Annotated in this window: 23 protein-coding genes; 11 read left to right on the top strand and 12 right to left on the bottom strand. The window is 60.6% G+C overall.

What is annotated here, in order from left to right:
* Positions 1-20: 20 nt before the first annotated feature.
* The 6 genes from ABR948_RS00650 (at position 21) to ABR948_RS00625 (ending at position 5,479) form a co-directional block, all read left to right on the top strand.
* On the top strand, positions 21-662 hold the full coding sequence (locus ABR948_RS00650; protein WP_428113224.1) for a MarR family winged helix-turn-helix transcriptional regulator: 642 nt from the start codon (positions 21-23) through the stop codon (positions 660-662).
* A 267-nt stretch (positions 663-929) separates the two neighbouring features.
* Positions 930-2,156 carry an ABC transporter substrate-binding protein gene (locus ABR948_RS00645; RefSeq protein ID WP_428113221.1) on the top strand — a complete coding sequence of 409 codons (1,227 nt, stop codon included), beginning with the start codon at positions 930-932 and terminating at the stop codon, positions 2,154-2,156.
* A gap of 131 nt (positions 2,157-2,287) precedes the next feature.
* Positions 2,288-3,166, top strand: coding sequence for a branched-chain amino acid ABC transporter permease (locus tag ABR948_RS00640; RefSeq protein WP_428113220.1), 879 nt, complete (start codon positions 2,288-2,290; stop codon positions 3,164-3,166).
* On the top strand, positions 3,166-4,002 hold the full coding sequence (locus tag ABR948_RS00635; protein ID WP_428113217.1) for a branched-chain amino acid ABC transporter permease: 837 nt from the start codon (positions 3,166-3,168) through the stop codon (positions 4,000-4,002). The genes ABR948_RS00640 and ABR948_RS00635 overlap by 1 nt, the downstream gene beginning before the upstream one ends.
* The gene (locus ABR948_RS00630; RefSeq protein WP_428113216.1) at positions 3,999-4,751 is read left to right on the top strand and encodes an ABC transporter ATP-binding protein; all 753 of its coding nucleotides are present in this window, start codon (positions 3,999-4,001) and stop codon (positions 4,749-4,751) included. Before ABR948_RS00635 ends, ABR948_RS00630 begins: the two co-directional genes overlap by 4 nt.
* Positions 4,751-5,479 (top strand): ABC transporter ATP-binding protein, encoded by a 729-nt coding sequence (locus ABR948_RS00625; protein ID WP_428113214.1) that lies wholly within the window; start codon positions 4,751-4,753, stop codon positions 5,477-5,479. Before ABR948_RS00630 ends, ABR948_RS00625 begins: the two co-directional genes overlap by 1 nt.
* A gap of 18 nt (positions 5,480-5,497) precedes the next feature.
* On the opposite strand, the gene ABR948_RS00620 is transcribed toward ABR948_RS00625, so the two are convergent.
* Entirely contained in the window at positions 5,498-6,064 is a 567-nt protein-coding gene (locus ABR948_RS00620; protein ID WP_428113212.1) for a MarR family winged helix-turn-helix transcriptional regulator, read from the bottom strand.
* Positions 6,065-6,267: 203 nt separating this feature from the next.
* Between ABR948_RS00620 and ABR948_RS00615 the strand changes: the two genes are divergently transcribed.
* From ABR948_RS00615 to ABR948_RS00600, 4 genes are all read left to right on the top strand, one after another.
* Entirely contained in the window at positions 6,268-7,761 is a 1,494-nt protein-coding gene (locus tag ABR948_RS00615; protein ID WP_428113209.1) for a 4-hydroxyphenylacetate 3-hydroxylase family protein, read from the top strand.
* Positions 7,762-7,779: 18 nt separating this feature from the next.
* Positions 7,780-8,160, top strand: a complete 381-nt coding sequence (locus tag ABR948_RS00610) for a cupin domain-containing protein (protein WP_428113207.1) — start codon at positions 7,780-7,782, stop codon at positions 8,158-8,160.
* Positions 8,161-8,224: 64 nt separating this feature from the next.
* Entirely contained in the window at positions 8,225-9,952 is a 1,728-nt protein-coding gene (locus tag ABR948_RS00605; RefSeq protein ID WP_428113204.1) for an FAD-binding protein, read from the top strand.
* On the top strand, positions 9,949-10,290 hold the full coding sequence (locus ABR948_RS00600) for a 2Fe-2S iron-sulfur cluster-binding protein (protein WP_428113202.1): 342 nt from the start codon (positions 9,949-9,951) through the stop codon (positions 10,288-10,290). Before ABR948_RS00605 ends, ABR948_RS00600 begins: the two co-directional genes overlap by 4 nt.
* A 31-nt stretch (positions 10,291-10,321) precedes the next feature.
* On the opposite strand, the gene ABR948_RS00595 is transcribed toward ABR948_RS00600, so the two are convergent.
* Genes ABR948_RS00595 through ABR948_RS00585 form a run of 3 tightly spaced genes read right to left on the bottom strand, consistent with a single transcriptional unit; the run spans position 10,322 to position 11,814 of the window.
* Positions 10,322-10,795: a hypothetical protein gene (locus tag ABR948_RS00595; protein WP_428113200.1), complete on the bottom strand. Its 474-nt coding sequence runs from the start codon at positions 10,793-10,795 to the stop codon at positions 10,322-10,324.
* Between the two features lie 3 nt (positions 10,796-10,798).
* Positions 10,799-11,392, bottom strand: coding sequence for an OmpA family protein (locus ABR948_RS00590; protein ID WP_428113198.1), 594 nt, complete (start codon positions 11,390-11,392; stop codon positions 10,799-10,801).
* 11 nt (positions 11,393-11,403) lie between these two features.
* The gene (locus tag ABR948_RS00585; protein ID WP_428113196.1) at positions 11,404-11,814 is read right to left on the bottom strand and encodes a hypothetical protein; all 411 of its coding nucleotides are present in this window, start codon (positions 11,812-11,814) and stop codon (positions 11,404-11,406) included.
* Between the two features lie 390 nt (positions 11,815-12,204).
* On the opposite strand from ABR948_RS00585, the gene ABR948_RS00580 reads away from it, so the two are divergent.
* On the top strand, positions 12,205-12,447 hold the full coding sequence (locus ABR948_RS00580) for a hypothetical protein (RefSeq protein WP_428113194.1): 243 nt from the start codon (positions 12,205-12,207) through the stop codon (positions 12,445-12,447).
* A gap of 79 nt (positions 12,448-12,526) precedes the next feature.
* Here ABR948_RS00580 and ABR948_RS00575 read toward each other — a convergent pair whose 3' ends face one another.
* The 8 genes from ABR948_RS00575 to ABR948_RS00540 all read right to left on the bottom strand — a co-directional run bounded on the left by ABR948_RS00575 (position 12,527) and on the right by ABR948_RS00540 (position 19,985).
* On the bottom strand, positions 12,527-13,411 hold the full coding sequence (locus ABR948_RS00575; RefSeq protein WP_428113192.1) for a polysaccharide deacetylase family protein: 885 nt from the start codon (positions 13,409-13,411) through the stop codon (positions 12,527-12,529).
* Positions 13,412-13,424: 13 nt separating this feature from the next.
* Positions 13,425-14,186: an ABC transporter ATP-binding protein gene (locus ABR948_RS00570; protein WP_428113190.1), complete on the bottom strand. Its 762-nt coding sequence runs from the start codon at positions 14,184-14,186 to the stop codon at positions 13,425-13,427.
* A gap of 10 nt (positions 14,187-14,196) precedes the next feature.
* Complete coding sequence (locus tag ABR948_RS00565) at positions 14,197-15,105, bottom strand: ABC transporter permease (protein WP_428113187.1); 909 nt, start codon at positions 15,103-15,105, stop codon at positions 14,197-14,199.
* A 54-nt stretch (positions 15,106-15,159) separates the two neighbouring features.
* Positions 15,160-16,155: an ABC transporter substrate-binding protein gene (locus tag ABR948_RS00560; RefSeq protein WP_428113186.1), complete on the bottom strand. Its 996-nt coding sequence runs from the start codon at positions 16,153-16,155 to the stop codon at positions 15,160-15,162.
* Positions 16,156-16,299: 144 nt separating this feature from the next.
* Positions 16,300-17,619: an amidase gene (locus tag ABR948_RS00555; RefSeq protein WP_428113184.1), complete on the bottom strand. Its 1,320-nt coding sequence runs from the start codon at positions 17,617-17,619 to the stop codon at positions 16,300-16,302.
* 138 nt (positions 17,620-17,757) lie between these two features.
* A complete protein-coding gene (locus ABR948_RS00550) occupies positions 17,758-18,183 on the bottom strand; it encodes a hypothetical protein (RefSeq protein WP_428113182.1) in 426 nt (141 codons plus the stop codon).
* Between the two features lie 192 nt (positions 18,184-18,375).
* On the bottom strand, positions 18,376-18,732 hold the full coding sequence (locus ABR948_RS00545) for a YkvA family protein (RefSeq protein WP_428113291.1): 357 nt from the start codon (positions 18,730-18,732) through the stop codon (positions 18,376-18,378).
* Between the two features lie 65 nt (positions 18,733-18,797).
* Positions 18,798-19,985: an ABC transporter substrate-binding protein gene (locus ABR948_RS00540; RefSeq protein ID WP_428113179.1), complete on the bottom strand. Its 1,188-nt coding sequence runs from the start codon at positions 19,983-19,985 to the stop codon at positions 18,798-18,800.
* Positions 19,986-20,078 lie beyond the last annotated feature (93 nt).

The following is a 20,078-nucleotide window of genomic DNA, read 5'->3' as shown; positions in this document are numbered from 1 at the left end:
ATGACTGTGAGTTGAAACAAATGGGACGAGAACGGATAGCGGCATCATCCAGGATAAAGCCGCCGCTGCTCAAGCCGGCGCGGCCGGCCGCGTTGACGATTTCGCGGCCGGAGCTGCTGGTCGACGGCTCCGATCAGCAATTTCGCCGCCTGGTTCATAACCTGTTTGGTTTTCTGGCGCGCCATTCGTCGGTGCGCGAAGGCCACGGAGCCCTGATCGGCCTCGCGGGCATCGAATATACGATGCTGATTTCGATCGGACACCTGTCGGCGGATGGAAATGTCAGCGTCAAGGACGTCGCCGACCACCTGCATCTCAGCGGCGCCTTCACCACCGTGATCACCAACAAGCTCTTGCAGAAAGGACTGATCGAGAAAGCCGGTCATCCCGTGGATAAACGCCGATTGTGCCTGAGCGTAACGGCGCGCGGACGAGACATGCTCGAACGGCTCGCACCGATTCAGAGGCAGGTCAACGACGTTCAATTCGGCTGTCTTACCGCCAAGGAATTTGCACTGCTGGTCGACATGATCGAGCGTCTCGTCAAATCGAGCGAACAGGCGATGGCGCTGCAGCGCTACCTGTCGGAATCCAGCGCAAAGCCGAACATCACCAAGCTCGATGTGCCACCGAGGTCAGCCCGCAAGCGAGGAGCGCCATAATCAGGATTTCTTCGCTGCGCAACTGTTCAACAAATGAGCAATCACGGCGATTTTCGAAGCAGCGTCCATTTGCCGGAGACCGAACGCATCGGTAATACCTTTGTAATAAATCTAGTTTTGAAAGCTGTCTATTATTTGTTTGTCATTAATTCTATTCTGGGAGATGATTTGGTCGGTGGACACGGATGGCACGGTCTATGCACGTAACCGGCATGTCCGAAACTGGTGAAAGATGATCTGGGCTGCACAATTCTGGGAGAGTGTTCGATGAATTCGACTGGCAATAAATGGTCCGTGCTTCTGGCCGCAACCATTCTGCACATAGCGGCCGCCGGCTCCGCGCATGCGCAAGCCGGCCGCGAAATCGCGATCGGGGCGATCGTTCCGAGCAGCGGCCCCTTCGCCGAATGGGGCCGCAGCAACACGGTGACGCTCAAGATGTTCGAGCAGCAGGTCAACAAGGCCGGCGGCATCAACGGCGCCAGGCTCAAGGTCATTATCCTGGATGACGCGACAAAGCCGGCGCAGGCGGCAAGCTCGCTGCGCAAGCTGGCCGGCGATGAAAAGGTGATCGCGGTCGCCGGTCCGCTGACCAGCAGCGCCGCCGAGGTGACATTCCCCGTCGCCAACGAAATGAAGGTGGTCTCGATGTCGCAGGCTTCATCAAAGCCCGGGGTGGCAAAGGCCAATCGTCCATGGGCTTTCCGCAACACCATCGACGAGTCGATCCTGGCGAAGTCGACGGTGCCCTATTTCAAGAAAACCTTCGATATCAAGACCGTCGCCATCATCTTCGATGCCAAGGACGCGACGGCTTCGACCGTCGGCACCAAGATCATGCCCGCCTTGATGAAGGAAAATGGCATCACGATCGTCAATGAAAATGACCCGCTCTCCTTCAACACCGGCGACCTCGATGTCAGCGCCCAGGTGACGAAGATGAAGTCGCTCAATCCCGACGGCGTCGTCCTGAGCGCCGACTACAGCCAGGCGGTGACGGTGCTGCGCGAGATGAAGCGCCAGGGCTTCCTCAAACCGGTGGTCGGCGCCACGCAGCTGATTTCCTCGGCGATTCTCAAGGCGGCTCCGGAGCTTCCCATTGTCGCGCCCGCGACCTTCTTCGCTTCGATGACAGGTGATCGTGCGGCGCCGTTTGTCGCGGAGCTGCAACCGATGCTGCGCAAGGAGTCCGGGCTGCCCGCGGAGATCGAGCCCAGCATGTACGACGCCAATATCTATGAGATCGTCAGCATGTATGTCGATGCGGCCAGGAATGCGGGCGTGACGGGCAAGCCGGAAGACCTTGAATCCGATCGCGTCAAAGTCCGGGACTACCTCGTCAAGCTTGATAACTTCAAGGGATTGGGCGGTCCGATCAGTTTCAACGACGACGGTGATGCCATCAAGGCATTCTATGTGCTGCAGGGCCAGAATGGGGCCTGGGCGACCAAGGTGCAGGGATGCAGCTCGGTGCCAGGTCATCCGGCCTGCTGAGGCTTTCGGCTGCAAACAATTGAGGGTGTTGTTCGGCTCCCGGTGTCGACGGTTAGACGGCATCGAGGTCTGAGCAGCATCAGGGAATTGGTTGAGCTTACATCAACGGGCCCAGCGAGCGCGGTTCCTTCATGCTTCTGCAGCAACTTGTCAACGGCGTGACCCTGGGAGCAGTCTACACCCTGCTCGCGCTGTCGTTTTCCATCGTGATGGGCATATTGGGCATCCTGAACCTCGCAATCGCCGAGTTGTTCATGATCGGCGGATATCTGGGATTCGCTGTCATCACAGCGAATCTGTCGTTGCCGGTCGCGGTTGCCGCCGGAATGGCGGGGGCCGCGGCCATATCGGCGGTGATCGAGAAGATCGGCTATGAGCCGCTGCGCGATGCACCTCTGGTCACGCCGATGCTGAGCACGCTCGGATTTTCGATCATTCTTCAGAATATCGCGACCAACGTCTGGGGCTCGGATCCCCTGCAATTGCCGGACGAATACCTCGGCGGCCGCATCACGCTTGGATCCGTCAGCATCGGCGAACTGCAGTTGATCGTCATCGGCGTGACCGTGGCGTTGGTCGCGATCATGGCTTACATCGTGCAGCGGACTTCCATCGGCCGGGCGCTGCGCGCCGTCGCCGAAAATCGCGACGTCGCGCGCCTGCTCGGCGTCTCCGGCAGCCGGATCACGCTGACCGCGTTCATGATGTCAGGCGCCCTGGCGGGGGCGGCCGGGGTTCTGATCGCGATCCACTACGCCGCCATCACGCCCTATGTCGGCGTCGAGATCGGACTGAAGGCGATCGCCGTGATGGTGATCGGCGGAACCAGCCAGATCTGGGGCGCCCTGCTTGCGGGCCCGCTGATCGGCATTGCGGAAGTGCTCACCGTCGCCTATGGCGGCTCCCAGATCAGGGATTTCGTGGTCTACGGCTTCATGATCGCGATTTTGCTGTTTCGCCCGCAGGGACTGCTCGGCGGCAGTGGCGCAGACCAAGGGCAGCGCGTGTGATGTCGACCTATACCGCTGGTCTGCTCGCAGATGTTGGCATTCTCACGCTCGGCGCATTGAGCGTCTACATCATCCTGGCCACCGGCCAGCTGTCGCTGGGCAATGCCGGCTTCATGGCGATCGGGGCCTATCTGAGCTCTTACCTGACCGTCATAGCAGGCGTGCCGCTGACACCGGCGCTTTTGATCGCCGCGATATTGTCCGGGATGATCGGCGTCGTGATCGGGTTTCCCGCCTTGCGCCTCAAGGGAATCTTTCTCGCCATGGCGACGCTCGGGTTTGGCGAGATGGTCCGCAGCCTGTTTCTCAACCTTGATATCACGGGCGGCGCGGGCGGCTTTCACGGCATGGCTCATATATCAGTCAGCTACGTCTGGATCTGGGTCGGCCTCATTCTGCTTCTGGTCTGGTTGATGGAATCGTCCCGAATTTGGCTCGAGATGCGCGCGGTCGCCGACGACGAGACGGCTGCCAACCTGATCGGTCTCAACACCACCATGACCAAGATCGGCGCGTTCGGAATGAGTGCCGCGGTTGCCGCGGTGTCCGGCGGACTTTTCGCGCATCATCATGTCTATATCGAACCCGGCAATTTCGGATTCGAGCGCTCCATCGATTTCGTGCTCGCGGTCATTCTGGGCGGATCGACCATCGGCGCCGGATCGCTGGTTGGGGCGGCACTGCTGGTGCTGCTTCCTGAACAATTGCGCGCCCTCGATGACTGGCGGCCCGCGGCATTCGGGGCCCTTCTCATCATCGTGCTGCTGATCAGGCGTCAGGGAATCCTCGACCGCGCGCTGCTGCGCCGGCTCGTACCGTACAAGCAGGCGGCATGAGCAAGCCGCTCCTCCAATTGAGCGATGTCACCAAATCCTTTGGTGGAATCAAGGCTCTTTCAGGGTTGTCCTGCGAGGTGCGGCAAGGGCAGATCGTTGGCGTGATCGGGCCGAACGGCGCCGGCAAGACCACGCTCTTCAACGTCATCACCGGCGCCTACCGCGCCAGCAGCGGCGACGTATTTCTCGACCAGCAGCCGATCACACAGTGGCGGCCATACCGGATCGCGCGGGCCGGAGCGGTGCGCACATTCCAGAACATCCGGCTTTTTTCCAGCATGACGGTCTGGGAACATTTGCTGGTGGCCCAGCCTGGTCAGGGCGCTCTGTGGCGCAGGGCCCTTCCGATCAACTGGGCGGACCGAGCCGCCATCGCGCGGGCCGAGCAGGTGCTCGAATTCTTCGGCCTCCAGGAGGTGCGCCATCAGCGTGCCCGCTCGCTTTCATACGGGACGCAGCGAAAAGTCGAAATGGCGCGCGCGCTCACAGCGAGCCCGAGGATGCTGCTGCTCGACGAGCCGGTGGCGGGGATGAACCACGATGAGGCGGAGGACATCCGCCGCTTGATGCTGCGTCTGCGCGACGGTGGCCTGACCATCCTGCTGATCGAACACGACATGAGTTTTGTGATGAACCTTTGCGATTACCTTTACGTGCTGGATTTCGGCGTTCTGATTGCAAAGGGGCTTCCGGGCGAGATCCAGGCCGATCCGATCGTGATGGATGCCTACCTCGGAAAGGAAGCCTGATGCTCTCGATCCGAGGCCTTCGGGTCCAGTATGGCGCCGTGACCGCGGTGCGGGAGATCGATCTGGACATCCGGGAGGGAGAAATCGTGGCGCTGCTCGGCGCCAACGGTGCGGGCAAGACGACGATTGCGCGCGCCATCGCAGGGCTGCTGCCGTTTCGTGGCGAAATCCATTTCAGGGGCCAGATGTTGAAACCCAATTCCGCCGAGCACAATTTGCGCGTCGGTATTTCGCTGGTGCCCGAAGGCCGCGGCATCCTGGCCCGCATGACGGTCGAAGAAAATCTGCTGATGGGGATCTATTGCCGGCGGGACCGGCGTGCGGCGATGGCGGACGTCGGCCGGATGTTCGAACGCTTTCCGATACTCGAAGCGCGACGCAGCCGGCTGGCAAGCCTTCTCAGCGGTGGCGAGCAGCAATTGCTGGCGATCGCGCGGGCGTGCCTGTCCAGGCCTCGCCTGCTCCTGCTCGACGAGCCATCGCTCGGCCTGGCGCCGAAAATGACCGACTATGTTTTCGGCATGATTGGCGATCTTCGATCGGAAGGCCTGACCATCATGCTGGTGGAACAGAAGGCACGACAGACCCTTAAATTCGCCGACCGCGCCTATGTGCTGGAGACCGGGCACATGGTGATATCGGGGACGGCGAGCGAACTGGCGGGAAACGCCGCGGTGTCCGAAGCCTTCCTCGGTGCCAGCGCGAGGCCGCAACATCATGCGAGCTAGCCAACAGCGGAAATGGAGCTATTTGGCCGAACGCGCCGCCGCGATCGGCGTGGTATATTCCAGCAGGTTGACCGCCTGGTCTGCCGTCCCGACCATGCGGGACATGATCTTGCGCAGCCGCTCGAAGTCCTTTGCGGAAAGGCAGCTGAACAGCAAATCATTGGCCGGCCGCTGCACGGGCGCCAGTTGGTTGAGAAGTGCCCGTGCCTTCGGCGTAATGCTGAGCACGACGCGCCGGCGATCCACCGAATCGGTTTCCTTTTCGACCAGCCCCGCCGCGACCAGCTTGTTGATTTCAATCGTAATGAAGGCGCCGCTGAAATGCAGGTGATCCGCGACCAGATTGACACCGACCTTTTCGTCTTCTCCGCGCAGATGAGCAATGGCGATCAGGACCGTATATTGGGTGCCGGAAAGACCGATCACCTGCCCGAGATGGCTGCGCACCTGCTGCAGCCGCGCCGAAAAAGCCAGCGTGTCATGGACGAATTGGCGGAAGGCATGGTCGGAATTTCCGACCAGCAATTCGGGCCGGGAAACCGTGGGTTGGGGCGCGATCGATCGCGATCTGGTTTTCTCAGCCATTCGATTCCTGCCTCGCCGAATCCTGCTCGGCGTTTGCCGTTTTGTAGCGAGCGATCAGCCGGAGAACAAGTTGCGTCGGGCCCTGCACGGCGGATGGATACCCTTGACAGCAACAAGCGCACAAATCAATATAGCTTTGTTATAAAGCTATATTGGCGAAAAACCAAGTGGCCCGCAGTGAACGCGGACGATCGAGGCCAACCATGATCAAGACCGGCGAACAGCACATCGCGAGCCTGCGCGACGGCCGCGAGATCTATCTCGACGGCGAGCGCGTTGCGGACGTGACGGTTCATCCGGCCTTTCGCGGCGCGGTCGCCTCGATTGGCCGCATGTTCGATTTCCAGAGCGCGCCTGAAAATCGCGAGCTGATGACATTCGAAACCGAGACCGCGACAACAGCCAACAGGATCTGGCAGTTGCCCGCCAGTTACGACGAACTCGTTGTGCGACGTCAAGGACTGGAGGCCTGGACGGAGCTGCATGCGGGGTTCATGGGGCGCGCGCCCGACCACGTCGCCTCCTGCATTTCCGGGATGTTCATGGGGCTCGACATCTTCGAAGCCTATGACCCTGCCCGCGCGACCGCGCTCGCCGACTACTTTCGCCATGCGCGCGACAACGATCTTTACCTTACCTATGTGATTATCAATCCCCAGGCCGACCGATCCAAAAGCGCCGCCCAGCAGGCCGATCCCTATCTTACCGCTGCCGTGGTCGACCGCGACGCGGCTGGTATCACGGTGCGGGGCGCCAAGATGCTGGCAACCGGCGGTATCATGGCCAACGAGGTCTTCGTGACCTGCATCCAGCCGCTGCAGCCCGGCGACGAAAAATACGCTCTCTCCTTTGCGGTTCCGATGAACATCAAGGGGCTGAAAATCCTTTCGAGAAAATCATATGAGGCGGCTGCGCCGTCGGTATTCGATAATCCGCTGGCAAGCCGCTTCGATGAAAACGATGCCGTGCTCTATTTCGATGACGTCAAGGTGCCCTGGGATCGCGTCTTCATCGCCGACAATATCGAGATGTGCCAGAAGCAGTTTCATGCGACGCCGGCCCATGTCTATCAGAACTACCAGGCGCAGATCCGTCTGGCCGTGAAGCTGCGTTTCCTGCTCGGAATCGCCCACCGCACCGCTGAAATCAACGGGATCATCGGATTCCCGCAGGTGCGTGAAATGCTCGGCCAGCTTTCCGCCGAGGCCAGCATGGTCGACGCCTTTGTGGTCGCGATGGAGACCAAAGGGCAGCTTCGTGGCCGCTATTTCGTCCCCGACCGGCAAATGCTGTACGCGGCGCAGACGCTGACGCAGCAGCTCTACGCGAAAGTCATCAATACGTTGCGCGAGCTGGCGGGAGGCGGAATGATCATGCTGCCGTCATCGGTGAAAGACTTCGGCAATCCGGAAATCGCGGGCCTGATCGGAAAAACCCAGCAATCCCCGGCCGCCAGCGCGGTCGATCGGGTCAAATTCTACAAACTGGCGTGGGATGCGGTCGGTTCTGAATTCGCTTCACGTCATTCCCAGTACGAAATGTTCTATGCAGGCGCCACGTTTGTCACCAAGGGCCACGCATTTCGTACCTACGACTGGAAGGCCGCGGCGGCGTTGCTTGACCGGATGCTCTCCAGCTATGACCTTTCGGATGAGCTTGCTTCGCACACCAATCCGCCCAGCCGCGCCGTCGCTTGACCAAGTCAGGAGTTTGCAATGTCAATCAACAAAGCCCACGATGAATTTCACACGCTCGACATGGCCAGCGGCTGGGAGACCCCGGCAGGCTATCCGGCCGGCATTCAGCAAAAGATCCTGTCCGGCGCTCTCGATGAGGTGAACAAGCGTGGCAGCCGAACCCGCCTGCTCCGATTCGCGCCCGGGGTCTACACCACCACGCCGTTCGTGCACGAATACTGGGAAGAAGTGTTCCTGTTCGCAGGCGACCTGACCGTCGGCAACGACAAGGAGGGCAAGGGCGGCGAGGCTTTCAAGCCGAACACCTATGCTTGCCGCCCACCCGGCGCGTTTCACGGTCCGTTCAAATCGGAAAACGGCTGTCTCCTGATGGAGATCCACTATTTCGATCCCGCCTGATACTGTGTTGCGGCCAACATGAGCGACACATGATCGCCAAAACCAACGAGAAGCCGGAACGGCGATGACGACTGCTGAAAACAATGAGGCCGCCGCGGTGCCGACGCACATCGAGACCGACGTCCTCGTGATCGGAGCCGGCGGCGCCGGCATGTATGCGGCGCTTGAAGCCGCCAGTGCCGGAGCGGCGGTTGTTCTGGCGGACCGCAGCCTGATCGGGCGTGGCGGCGCCACGGTGATGGCCCAAATGACGGTCGCCGCGGCGCTGGGCGAGCAGACGCCGGATCATTGGGAATATCATCTGTCCGATACGCTCGCGGCCGGACGCGGACTTTGCGATGAACGTCTCGCCGCGCTGCTGTGCGAAGATGGACCGCGGCGGCTGCGCGAGATGGACGGCTGGAAGGTCGGCTGGGCGCGCGAGGATGGCCACATCAAGCAGGCGCAAGCGCCCGGCCACGATCGCCCCCGTTGCGCCTATGTCGATTTTCTGTCCACCGGCCCCGCGGTGTCGCGCACGCTGCGTTCGCAGCTGAACGCCGCGAACGGCGTCCGCCGCATCGGCGAGCTTGTAATCGTGGATATCGCGGTTCGGGACGGCGAAACCTGTGGCGCGACCGCGCTTCATCTGCCGACCGGACAGGCCGTCACGCTCGCCGCTAGGGCCGTGGTGATCGCCACCGGCGGATTGACTGGGCTGTATCGCCGTAACAGCGCGTCTTCCAATATGGGCGGCGACGGCTATGCGCTGGCGCTGCGCGCCGGCGCCGAACTCATCGACATGGAGTTCGTGCAGTTCTTTCCCATCGGACATCTGGCGCCGAGGCTGGTCGGCATGGACCCGATCATGTGGGATCCGTTCCGCTACAAGCTGGGCGGCAAGCTGCTCAATGCCGACATGCGTGAATTCGAGCAGGATTATGCGACGCGCGACAACCGCAGTGACGGACGTTACGTGCTGACACGGGATCTTGCGACCTACGCCATCACCAAGGAGGTCGAAGCCGGCCGCGGCAGCCCCGCCGGCGGCGCCTATCTGAGCTTCCAGCATCTTCCGGAGGCGGAGATCCGCAGCGCCTTCGGGCCGGTGGTGGACCGGTTGGCCGCCAACGGCATCGATCTCGCCAAACACCCGGTGGAGGTCGCGCCGATCGCGCATTACCACATGGGCGGCGTGCGAGTCGACGAGGCACTGCAAGCGCGCGTGCCCGGTCTCTACGCGTGCGGCGAAGCGGTCGGCGGCGCCAACGGCGCCAACCGCCTCTCGGGCAACGCGATCACCGAGGCCTTTGTGTTCGGCGCCCGCGCCGGTCGCAATGCGGCGCAGCACGCGCTGCAAAGCTCAATGCTGTGGCGGCCACAGGCCGCTGCTCCCGCGCTCGATCTGCTGCGTAGCGCGCAACGGCGCGACGCCCCTAATCTCGCGGCAGTCGTTGCGGAGTTGAAGGCACTGATGGCCGATATGGTCGGACCGTTCCGCACCGAAGCGAAGCTGCGCCTCGCCCTCGAGGCCATCGCGCGATTGAAGACCGAAATCGGCGAAGTGCCGTTTTCGTCCGCGGCGGCGTTCGATCCCGTTCTGGTCGACTGGCTGGACCTGCGCAACATGCTGCTGGTGGCGCAATCCATCACTTTGCCGGCGCTCGCCCGCACCGAGAGCCGCGGTGCGCATCAGCGGGAAGATCATCCCGGTCTCGATGACAACTGGTGCATCAATCAGCTCGTAGCTCTTTCGCACGGCAAGCTCCAGCTCAGCCGCTGCGCACCATCGACCGGGAGGGCTGCGGCGTGAAGGCAACACTCGCCATCCAACGTGGCGCGCTCGGCGAGCCCCAACACATCGAAAGCTTCGAGGTCGCGTTCGAACATGGCCAGTCCGTGCTCGACGGCTTGCGCGCGCTTCGGCGCGAGGCCGATCCGTCGCTGGCGTTTCGGTTCTCCTGTATCAACGCCAACGCCTGCAAGGAGTGCATGATGCTGATCGACGGCAAGGTCGATTACGCCTGTACGGTCCGGCTGAAGGAGGGCGTGACGGCCCTGGCGCCGTTGCCGAAGAAAATCCTGATCCGGGATCTCGTCACCGAGATTGCCCCGCCAGACGAGCGGCTGTGGCCGGCGGTGCGCCCGTAAACTGCCCGCTTTTCCGGCCCGCAACTAATCGTTACGCGCACTTCACCATGACGACGTAGTCGGGCAAACTGCTCGTTATCCCCCAAATCTCGGTGGTTATTTTGTCTTCTCCGACAATTCGGGCTGCCCGACACTGTCCCCCCAATGCCCGCAACGCCATACGGTCGCGGTCCTGTCTCACCAGCGGATTATAACCGATGCCGAAGGTGTTCTGGACATGCACGACGTAATCGTATGGGCGTCCCGAAGAGGCAGGCTCGACGCGGACCATGTCGCCGGCGGAGGCAGAGCCCATCAGGACCATGGCGCATACTATGCTTGCTAAGGCAATTTTTGTCATGAAGTCACCCATTCGCTGATCTTGTTCCTGGAATTGCAACAGAGTTTTGAATTTAGCCCGGAGCGCCGCTAGAGCATGATTCAACTGGGTTGAATCATGCTCGTCGCCGATCTTTTTGTTTGAGCATGATCTTTCGGAAAACCGGTTCCCACTTTTCCGGATCATGCTCTAAAGCGCTTTGCGAACGGTCATCACCTGGACCTGCTGGTTGATCGCTGCCGTCGGGTGGGTCGCATCCAGCAATTGCTCTTCGCCCAGACCAACCGCCTGAATGCGTTTTGCCGATATCTTGAAGGTCGTCACAAGCACATCACGGATCGAGTCGGCTCGCCTTTGACTTAAAGTCAGATTGTACTCGCGCTTGCCGGTCGACTCGGTATGACCAACGATCAAGAACCCATAGGACGACATTGTCGGATCGTAGAGGGCATCGGCGATACGCCCGAGCGTTTGATAGGATTCAGGTCTGATGATCGGAGAGTCGGGATTGAATTTAACTTCCACGTTGAAGTGCGGCAACCCCAGCAACTCGGCGGCGACCGGCGGCCGTTTTAACGAGGGCCCGTCCGTTTTCGACTTGACTCGATCGAGGACACGCTGGCGCAACGCGACGACATCCATGTCCGGACTGGCTTCCAGACCAGTAAGCTGGCTGACCATGGTTTCCGTCGTGATCGCGTCCTCAGGGTATGCCGAAGTGGCAAGCACCGCGAACATGATGACGGAACCCGTCAAGAGACCGAAGCCGCGCAGACCTTTCATCCCCACTCGCATCAGCGATACCCCGCCTCGCGAATGGCCTGGGTGCATTTTACGCTTACCCCCCGCGACTTCGTCAACAGGCATTCGACAACGGGGCCCGTTCCGTTTTGCGCGTCGCCACACAGTTTTTGTTTGTCGCGCTCGCACATCTTGGAGACGGCCGCCCGCGCGGCCACGCGTTTCTGGATCGCATCGAAGGCTTTGACATAGTCAGCCTTGCACTGAGGCGACACCACGTCCTGATTTCGAGCGAGGCACTCCTTAAGGCGAACGGGGTCGAGATTGACGCCGAGACAATTCGCGTCGATATCCTGGCCACAGCTTGCGCCCAATATTGACGCCGCGCTTTCAAAACTCATTGTTTCCGCCGACGCCGGTGTGGCCATCGCGAGAAGAAGCACAATTGATCGGCCCTGGATCATGGCCTCATCTCATACGATGAGGTCCTCGACCGTCAAGGCCTCAAATATGGCCGCGGCCAAAACCGTTAACGAGACGGAGTCCGCTATGGGTCGAAAACGCCGTTATCGGCATTTTCGGGTCATTTCCGCCATAGCCCAACCGGTGGACATGCCAATTCCAGCAGGACCCGAACTCGGCCCAGAGCCCACATAAACGGGCCCACAGGTCAGCCGCGCCGGCCGGTTCGGGGGATCGCCGGCTCAGCCGTTGGGTGATACCGGCCGGCGCCCCTCAACGTCGCCGCAGGCTCTTTGGCACCGGTTATCGGGAAACGCGATTACCTCACAAGTATTATCGTGAGGACAAGCATCCGGGCCCGGTGCAACTATCCGGCATTTGGATTTGCGCCCATGGGATTTCTCAAACACACCGTCGAAATCAGCCGGGCAGATCTGACCCGGGATTGCCTCCAGCAGCTTCGTCTCTGGCCCGGATGCGAGACGGTGGCCGGCGTTGCCATTCTTGGCGATCTGAGTGGCCGATTTACCGTTCATGTCGTCGATTACGGCATTTCCAACAAGAGGATCGCGGACCGCGCGGCGCGTTGCATTCAGCGCGAGAAACTGCGGCGCCATCATTTGCGAGCGGATTGAAGACCATCTCGCCGGATCGATTGATCCGTAGCTCCCGCGGTTCGCTTCACACCATCAAATTCTGCAGCCAAACTTCACGTCAACCCATAACCGGCGGCGGCATGACTGCCGTGTACCAGTCTGCCAGCTGGCTGCCGGTAAAGAACCCGACATCGGACGACGCCGTCAGCAAGTCGAGCATGCGCTCCAGTTCATGGATGCGATGCGGCACCGATATCAGATGCGGATGCAGGCCAATCGCCAGAACAATCGCGCTATGGCGACATTCCTGCTCAAACCGGCGGAGGGTAAACTCCAGCCGGTTGGCCATCTCGCCCGTGGCGTGCCGCTCGATCGCATAGATGATCGAGTCGTTGATCTCGAGATTGTAAGGCATTGCGATCATCGGTCCGGCCGTCGTCTTCATCCATGAGGGCCGATCATCCACCACCCAGTCACAGACGTAATCGACCCCGTTACGCTTGAGGATATCGGCCGTGTCGACGGTCTCACGCAGCCCCGGCGACAACCAGCCGCGCGGACGCCGTCCTGTAAAGTCCGCGACCTTGTCAAGACTGGCACGGATGACGGCCTCTTCACCGCCCTCGACGTGATTGATGGCTTTCTGATGCATGCCGTGGCCGATGAACTCCCAGCCGGCATCGCGCATCGCTATGGCGGCTTGCGGGTATGCATCGATCACCCCCGCATTGAAGCTGGTCGACGCCGGCAGACCGCGCGAGGAAAAGGCGCGCAGAATGCGCGGCAGTCCCGCGCGCATTCCGTAATCTGCCCAGGAGAAATTCGGCACATCGGGTACCGTCTCGCGCCCGTGCGGCGGCGTCACGATCGTACGCGGCATCGGCTGATCAAATTGCCAGTTCTCCACGTTAACGACCAGATGGACGAGGATGCGCTTTCCGTCCAAGGCCGGTAGAGCTTCACGGTCTGACGAAAGCACAAAGGGAATCCGCGGATTTGCCATTGCCATTTCACGTCTAGTGGAGGTTATCGATCTTCATATCGGACATAATTGCGGCCTTGTAGGCCATGAATTCCGGGCTGGTAAGGCTTGCAATGGAGCGCGGGCGCGCCAGCGTGATGGGAATGGTCCGCATGATCCGGCCGGGACGGGCCGACATCACACAGATGCGATCCGACAGCAGGATCGCTTCATCGATGTCGTGGGTAACGAACAAGACCGTGGTGCCGAGCGACTGCCACACATCGAGCAGCAATTGCTGCATGGCGAGCCGCGTCTGCGCATCAAGGGCGCCAAACGGCTCGTCCATCAACAGCGCACGCGGACTCATCGCCAACACCCGCGCGATGCCGACGCGCTGGCGCATGCCCCCCGACAGCTGCACCGGCAATACGTCCGCAAACGCCTCCAGTCCGACCAGCTTCAACAAGCCGTGCGCCCTCGATTCATAATCGGAACGGGCGACGCCCTGGACTTGTGGACCGAACACAACATTTTCCCAAACGTTGAGCCATGGGAAGAGCGCAGCCTCCTGAAACACCACACCACGGTCCGGACCGGGGCGCGTCACGGTTTGGCCGTCGAACAGCAAGTTACCTTCCGTTGTCTTCTCGAAACCGGCGAGCAGATTCAACAACGTCGATTTTCCGCAACCCGACGGACCAAGCAGCGCGACAAATTCGCCTTCGTTGATGGTCAGGCTGATACCGTCCAGCGCCCGAACTTTCTTCTGGCCCACAAACGTCTTCGATACATTTTCAAAGGTGATCGTGCCCATGGCCCTTATTTCATGACTGGAATGATTGCAGCCGGCGCCATGTCAGTGCCCAGCTCTCGATCAGCAAGATGACACGGTCGCTGATCAGGCCCAGCAGCCCGATGGACACCATATCGGCGATGACGACGTCCATCCGCCCGACGTAATAGGCATCCCAAAGGACATATCCGAGGCCGGATTTTACCGCGACCATTTCCGCGACAATCACGGCCGTCCAGGCGATGCCGAGACCGATCCGCAGCCCCGTGAAAATCGACGGCAGCGATGCCGGGAGTACAACCCGCCTCAGCACCGTCCATCTTCCGGCCCCCATCATCAAGGCCGCGCGAATGAGATTACGTTCGACATCGCGCGCACCCTGCGCCGTGTTGACCACGATCGGATAAAACGCACCAAGCGCAATCAGGAATACCGCGCCAAGATCCCGAATACCGAACACCGCGATCGAGAACGGAAGCCATGCGGTGATCGGGATCGGTCTGAGCAGCTGAACCGTGGGATCGAGCATGCCCGAAGCAATTCTATTCCATCCAATCGCAAGACCGACCGGCACCGCGACGATGATGGCAGCCACAAACCCCTTCCCGACGCGTTCCGCCGAAAAGATCAGATTGGCAAACCATGTTCCGCTGTAGGGGTTGAGGCTGAGGCCAGGGGAGCCGAAAGCCCAGACTTTCCAGGCCTGCCAGGCGCGGTCCGGGGTCGGCAGCACACCGCCGAACAACGAACCGTTGGTCCCCGCCATCTGCCAGACAACAATCACCACCACCGGCAGAATAACCGCCAGAAGGCCCTGCCGCAGACTGGCACGACTGACAGATGAAAAGATCGACGATGCCAGGCCCAGCGCGCGAGAGGCAGCCCGCGGCGCGGGAGACTTGGCCGGCTTTGTGTTTATTTGCTCGGTCGAGAGCGACATGACATCCAATCTTTCACGACAGCCAGACGAGCCCGAGCAGGCTCGCCTGTGTCGTCACTTGCCGAGCGCTTTCTCCACGAAAGAGCTGTCCCAATGCGCATCGATCTGATCCGAGACATCCTTCTGGATGACACCAAGGTCTGCAAATCCCTTGGCTTGGCGCTTGATCTGTTCGGGCGAAATCACCTCTCCCAGTTTGATGATCTGCGACGCTTGCGCGGCAACATCAGGCGCCATGCCGGAGAGCTGGGCATAGGCCGCGGCGAATTCCGCAGGAGATTTAGCGAGCTCTTCCTGCTTTTTGAGATAGACCCAAACAAAGCGCTCAAGTGCTGCGCGCTTGGTATCGACAGCCTGCCTCGCCGCCATGAACATTCCAAGCTCGGCGCCAACAGCATTCGACGAGCTGTATTCGAGGCCTTTGGCAAAGTAACCGTAACCATCGATTTGCGGAATCGACTCGAACGGCTCCCATGTGACGAGACCGTCGACATCGCCTTTTTTCAAAGCCTGATCGAAATTTGCGCCGCCGCCCTGAATATTGACGGCCTCGAAGCTGTTATAGGGGATGCCCTTTTCAACCAGCGTCGCGGCGAACTGAAACCAGACCGCGGAACCCGGGGCGATGGCGATCTTCTTGCCTTTCAGATCAGCCCAGGAGTCGAACGTCACACCCTTTCGGCCAATCACGTATTTCGGTGACGAGCCGACGCCCATCAGCCCGACTACATTGGTCGAACCCTGCGCCAGCGAGATGGCGAGATCGGCGGGTCCGACCGAAGCGGCGTCGAGAGACCCGGCCAGCAGCGCGGTGCGCGCGTCGGCGTAACGGACAAACTCGACCAGTTTGAGATCGACGCCGAGCTTCTTCAGTTCGTCGCCAATGAGAATAATGGGGGCCAAATGGCCGACTTTCTGATAGCCGATCGTCAATTGAACCGGCTGCGCCAATGGCGCCGGTTCAGGTCCAACGGCTCTCGCGGGCAGCGGCAGCAATCCGACGGCCCCGACCAGCAAGAGAAGCTTGATCCACTGTCCTGATATCCGCACGGTCGACCCTCCGTTTCAGTCTCTGTCAGATTGTCGTGCTATCCGATGCAAGGATCGTGTCATATCACGCACGCCCAGCGCAACATTCCAGGGCCCAATTGAAGCCGGAATCGCGCAGGCCGGCCGGCGGGAATTGATGGCAAATCACCCAATCAATCCTTGCTCGCCAGCGACATCGGACATAATCGCCGTCGGCACACGACCGTGCCAATCGGTCCGGGCCTGCAACCTGACCCCGATTTCAAGCAACAGCGCGTCGCTGCCCGGCCGTCCGATAATTTGAAGACCAACCGGCATACCCCGGCTGTCAAAGCCTGCGGGTACAGCAAGAGCGGGCAAGCCGAAATAGTTGACGAAGCGGGTGAAGCGGCTGAGCGCGTAAAGCACCCGCGGATTGAAATTCGCCGACCCCGTATCGACATCCTCAACACCTGGTGTCCTGATCGGCATCACCGGAAGCAGAGCGACGGTCGCTTCACCAAGATAACGCGACAGAAAATCACCACGAAGCACACCGCGGGCATCAAGAGCCAGGCCAAGTGATTGATCTGATATCGTCAGGCCTTTGCTCAGGCGTTTTCGCAAGGTTGGGTCGATGCGCGGATCATCAATAAGCTCGCTGTGCTGCCGGGCTGCCTCCGCCTGCAGCACCAGCAATGCATTTTGATCCGCCTGCTCGGGAAATCCGGATCTAGCATCGATGGACATACCGGTTTCAGCGAGCACGTCGATGGCGCTACGACAAATTTCACTGATTTCAGGATCGCAGGCGCCGAACGCGTCCGCCAGCATGGTACCCGACGGCTTTTCCGTGACCAGGCTTGCGCGCTCACCAGTATTCGACCGCCATATCAACGCAAGTTCCGCTGCGCTTCGGGTGATGATCCCGATGGTATCGAGGCTCGGCGCCAGAGCCATCGTGCCGTCAAGCGGTATCCGGCCATAGCTCGGCTTGAGACCGGTAACGCCGCAGCAGTGCGCTGGAATACGGATCGATCCGCCGGTGTCGGAACCTAGCGCGGCAAAACAGACTCCGGACGCGACCAGGATCGCAGATCCGCTCGATGATCCGCCCGGAATTGCATCCGGGCACCACGGATTAAGAGCACCGCCGCGAACGAAACCGGATGGTTCGTAGGCCAGCTCTGTCATCGCAGCAGTCCCGATGAGGCAGGCTCCAGCCTGTTCCATGCGATCAATCACCGACGCGCGCGGAAGCGCGGCCGCCATAGGTTCGGAACACCCCCATGATGGCTCGATCTTACCGGTCGCGATCATGTCCTTGGCAGCGTAAGGCATCCCGTCGAGCGGACCCCGGTTCGAAACGTCCGCTGGCAAGATCTGCTCGACGGCATGGAGTCTGCGTCCGATGCCGGCGAGCCGTCTCCTGCTCTGCGCCAGCGCGGCCACACGATCGCTCTCGGAGAGCGAACACCAATCCGGAAAACGGGAGACTGATTTCATGGCTCTGATCGATGGACGCTGAGACCGTCGGCGTCAATGGCCCGCGGCTGGATCTGATCAACAGTCTGCAGATTATCGTCATCCGTGCGTTGGCCGACGGACAGGTCTGCGCACATTCGATTCAGCAGACGCGATTTATCACACCCCGCCGGGTTGAACGTAACAGAATACATAGCGGTTACGACTGAGGAACACGATGCCGTGACCGGTTGGATTGGATTTGTCCCATTTGAGCTTGTTGGTCGGAATTTCAATTTCCGTTCCGATATCGACGTGAGGCCGGTTGCGCGGCGCATCGTCCCTGTCATCGGTGATGATCGCGTAGGTTTTGCCGTCCCTGACATGAACTTCATCGGCCCAGTAAGCGTCGGCTTCGCCGCAACAGGATGCATTCGGAACGTCCGGCTGCATCAGCGCTTCGTACCACTGCCGAAGTTCGGGATCGACCGCGCCCCACTGTCCCAAGTTACGGGCATTCACAGCCCCGATCAGACAACCGAAAATAGCCAAACAGAGGATGATGCGTGTCATCCAGTGCTCTCCTGTAATTTCCGGCTCGGTCAAGAAAGCAAGCTTCGTGCCGAAAATCGCAGCGCCGCACTTTCATCCCCAAAACAATTGCCGCCTGGATCGGGAGCGGCGCCACAATCAGCAATCCGCCTCCGTAGAAATACGTATTTGCGCGAACGCAATTTGCGAGCCGCACACGCATACAATGTGCGCCAACGGCATCAACGACGGCGATTTGCACGTGACCTAGTTTGTTCCGCGCCAGTAGACCAACGCGATCCAAACCAACACGGCCGCACCGAGAATCCAGATCGCGATGATAGCGATCGCTGCGGTCTTGCCGTGCGGACCCGTGACGGCCTGATCCGCGCGAGCGCGGCACGCAGTCATGACGTCTTCCGGGATCAATGACAGCACCAGCCATATTCCCAGCGGCACGATAATCAAATCGTCCACATAGCCGAGGATGGGGATGAAATCCGGAATGAGGTCGATCGGCGAAAGCGCATATCCGGCAACGGCCATCGCCAGACACTTGGTGTACCAGGGCACGCGCGGGCTCTGAGCGGCAAAATAGATCGCATGAACCTCGCGCTTCAGCATCCGCGCCCAGGCTTTTATTTCGCGGAGTGCCGAACGGCTCCGTGCCAGGCCGGTCGCGACGATCGTCACTTGAACTTGCACCTGGTTTCGGGGCGATCGAGCCCGAGCGTATCAAGCGCCGAAACCTGATGAAGGAAACCCTCCTGCGGAGAAACGGATACGGTATTCCTGCCATCGAACAGCAGGATCGGCTGCCGTAGTTGCAGGTTCCAGTCGCGCAGGGTCAGTTTTTGACCCTTGAAAGCTGCGACCGAGAATTCCGGACCTTTGATATAAGCGAGCATCTTGCCGGAATCGGCGGAGCCGCTTCGGACCGCCGCCTCGCCGATCATGCGAACGGCGGTCCAGGCCTGGATGTCCTGCGACGTCATCGGGCGCTGATAGGCTTTGGTGAAACGGTTCTGCAACTGCACGGCGCCCCATTGGTCGAACGCCGCGTTCCAGCTAACGGGGACGAGCCCCGCCGAGCCCGCGACCGGTCGGGCATCCCATGTCCTAAACGGCAAATAGCCGGCAAAAACCTCGCTTTCATCCGCCGCAACGAGCACGTCGTGAGCGGGCAATCCTTGCGTCACCACCGGCATCTGCCGCTGAATCTCGGCGACACCGCTATCGGTGCGTCGCGCACCGCCGTTATCCCTGAACTCGCGCTCCTCGACGATCTTGGCACCGAACCGGGTCGCGGCGTGACGCAATGCTTCGGCGAACAGACCATCGTTTTCGTGTGAGCCTCTGAGCAGCACCCATTTGTCCCACTTCTTCCAGATCAGGTATTGCGCCAGCGCGTCGGCAAGCATGGAACGCGTCGGCGCAACATGTATGACGTTGGCGCGACAATCCTGCTCGCGCAGGCGTTCGTCCAGTGCGGATGCGTTGATCAACGTCTCCCCGCGCGCCTGACCGGCGTCCGCGACCTTCAGCAGCCGATCCGCATCGAGGCTGGTCACGATAAAGGACACGCCCTGGTCGGCGAGCGCATTCATGGCCGCGACCGGATCGTCGCCCTCGCCAAGCACGCGCTCAACCAGGGTGTAGCGCTGATGGAGAAAGCGGCCGGTAGCGTTGTCGTCTTCGGTGGCCAATTGGGCTCCAGCGAGTCCGTCATTGGCCGCCGGTACATCGATCAGCGATATCCTGATCTTCGATGGCAGCTGGCGCAGGTAGCCGATCTTGATTTCCGCCGGCTCGTCGGACGCCAGGCCCGCTCCGCATGAAACCGTCAGTAGGCAGACAGCAAGGAAAATCCGGAGCAAATTGTGCCTCCCATGCGATGTTTCAGACGGAACCCATGCTTTTAGATACAACCAATGATTCGGTGCACCGCAATATCGCGTTCATGCCGCATT

The organism is Bradyrhizobium sp., from assembly GCF_050014615.1.
Taxonomy (GTDB): Bacteria; Pseudomonadota; Alphaproteobacteria; order Rhizobiales; family Xanthobacteraceae; genus Bradyrhizobium.
The sequence above is the reverse complement of the archived record's forward strand: the minus strand, read 5'-3'. Positions and strand labels throughout refer to the sequence as shown.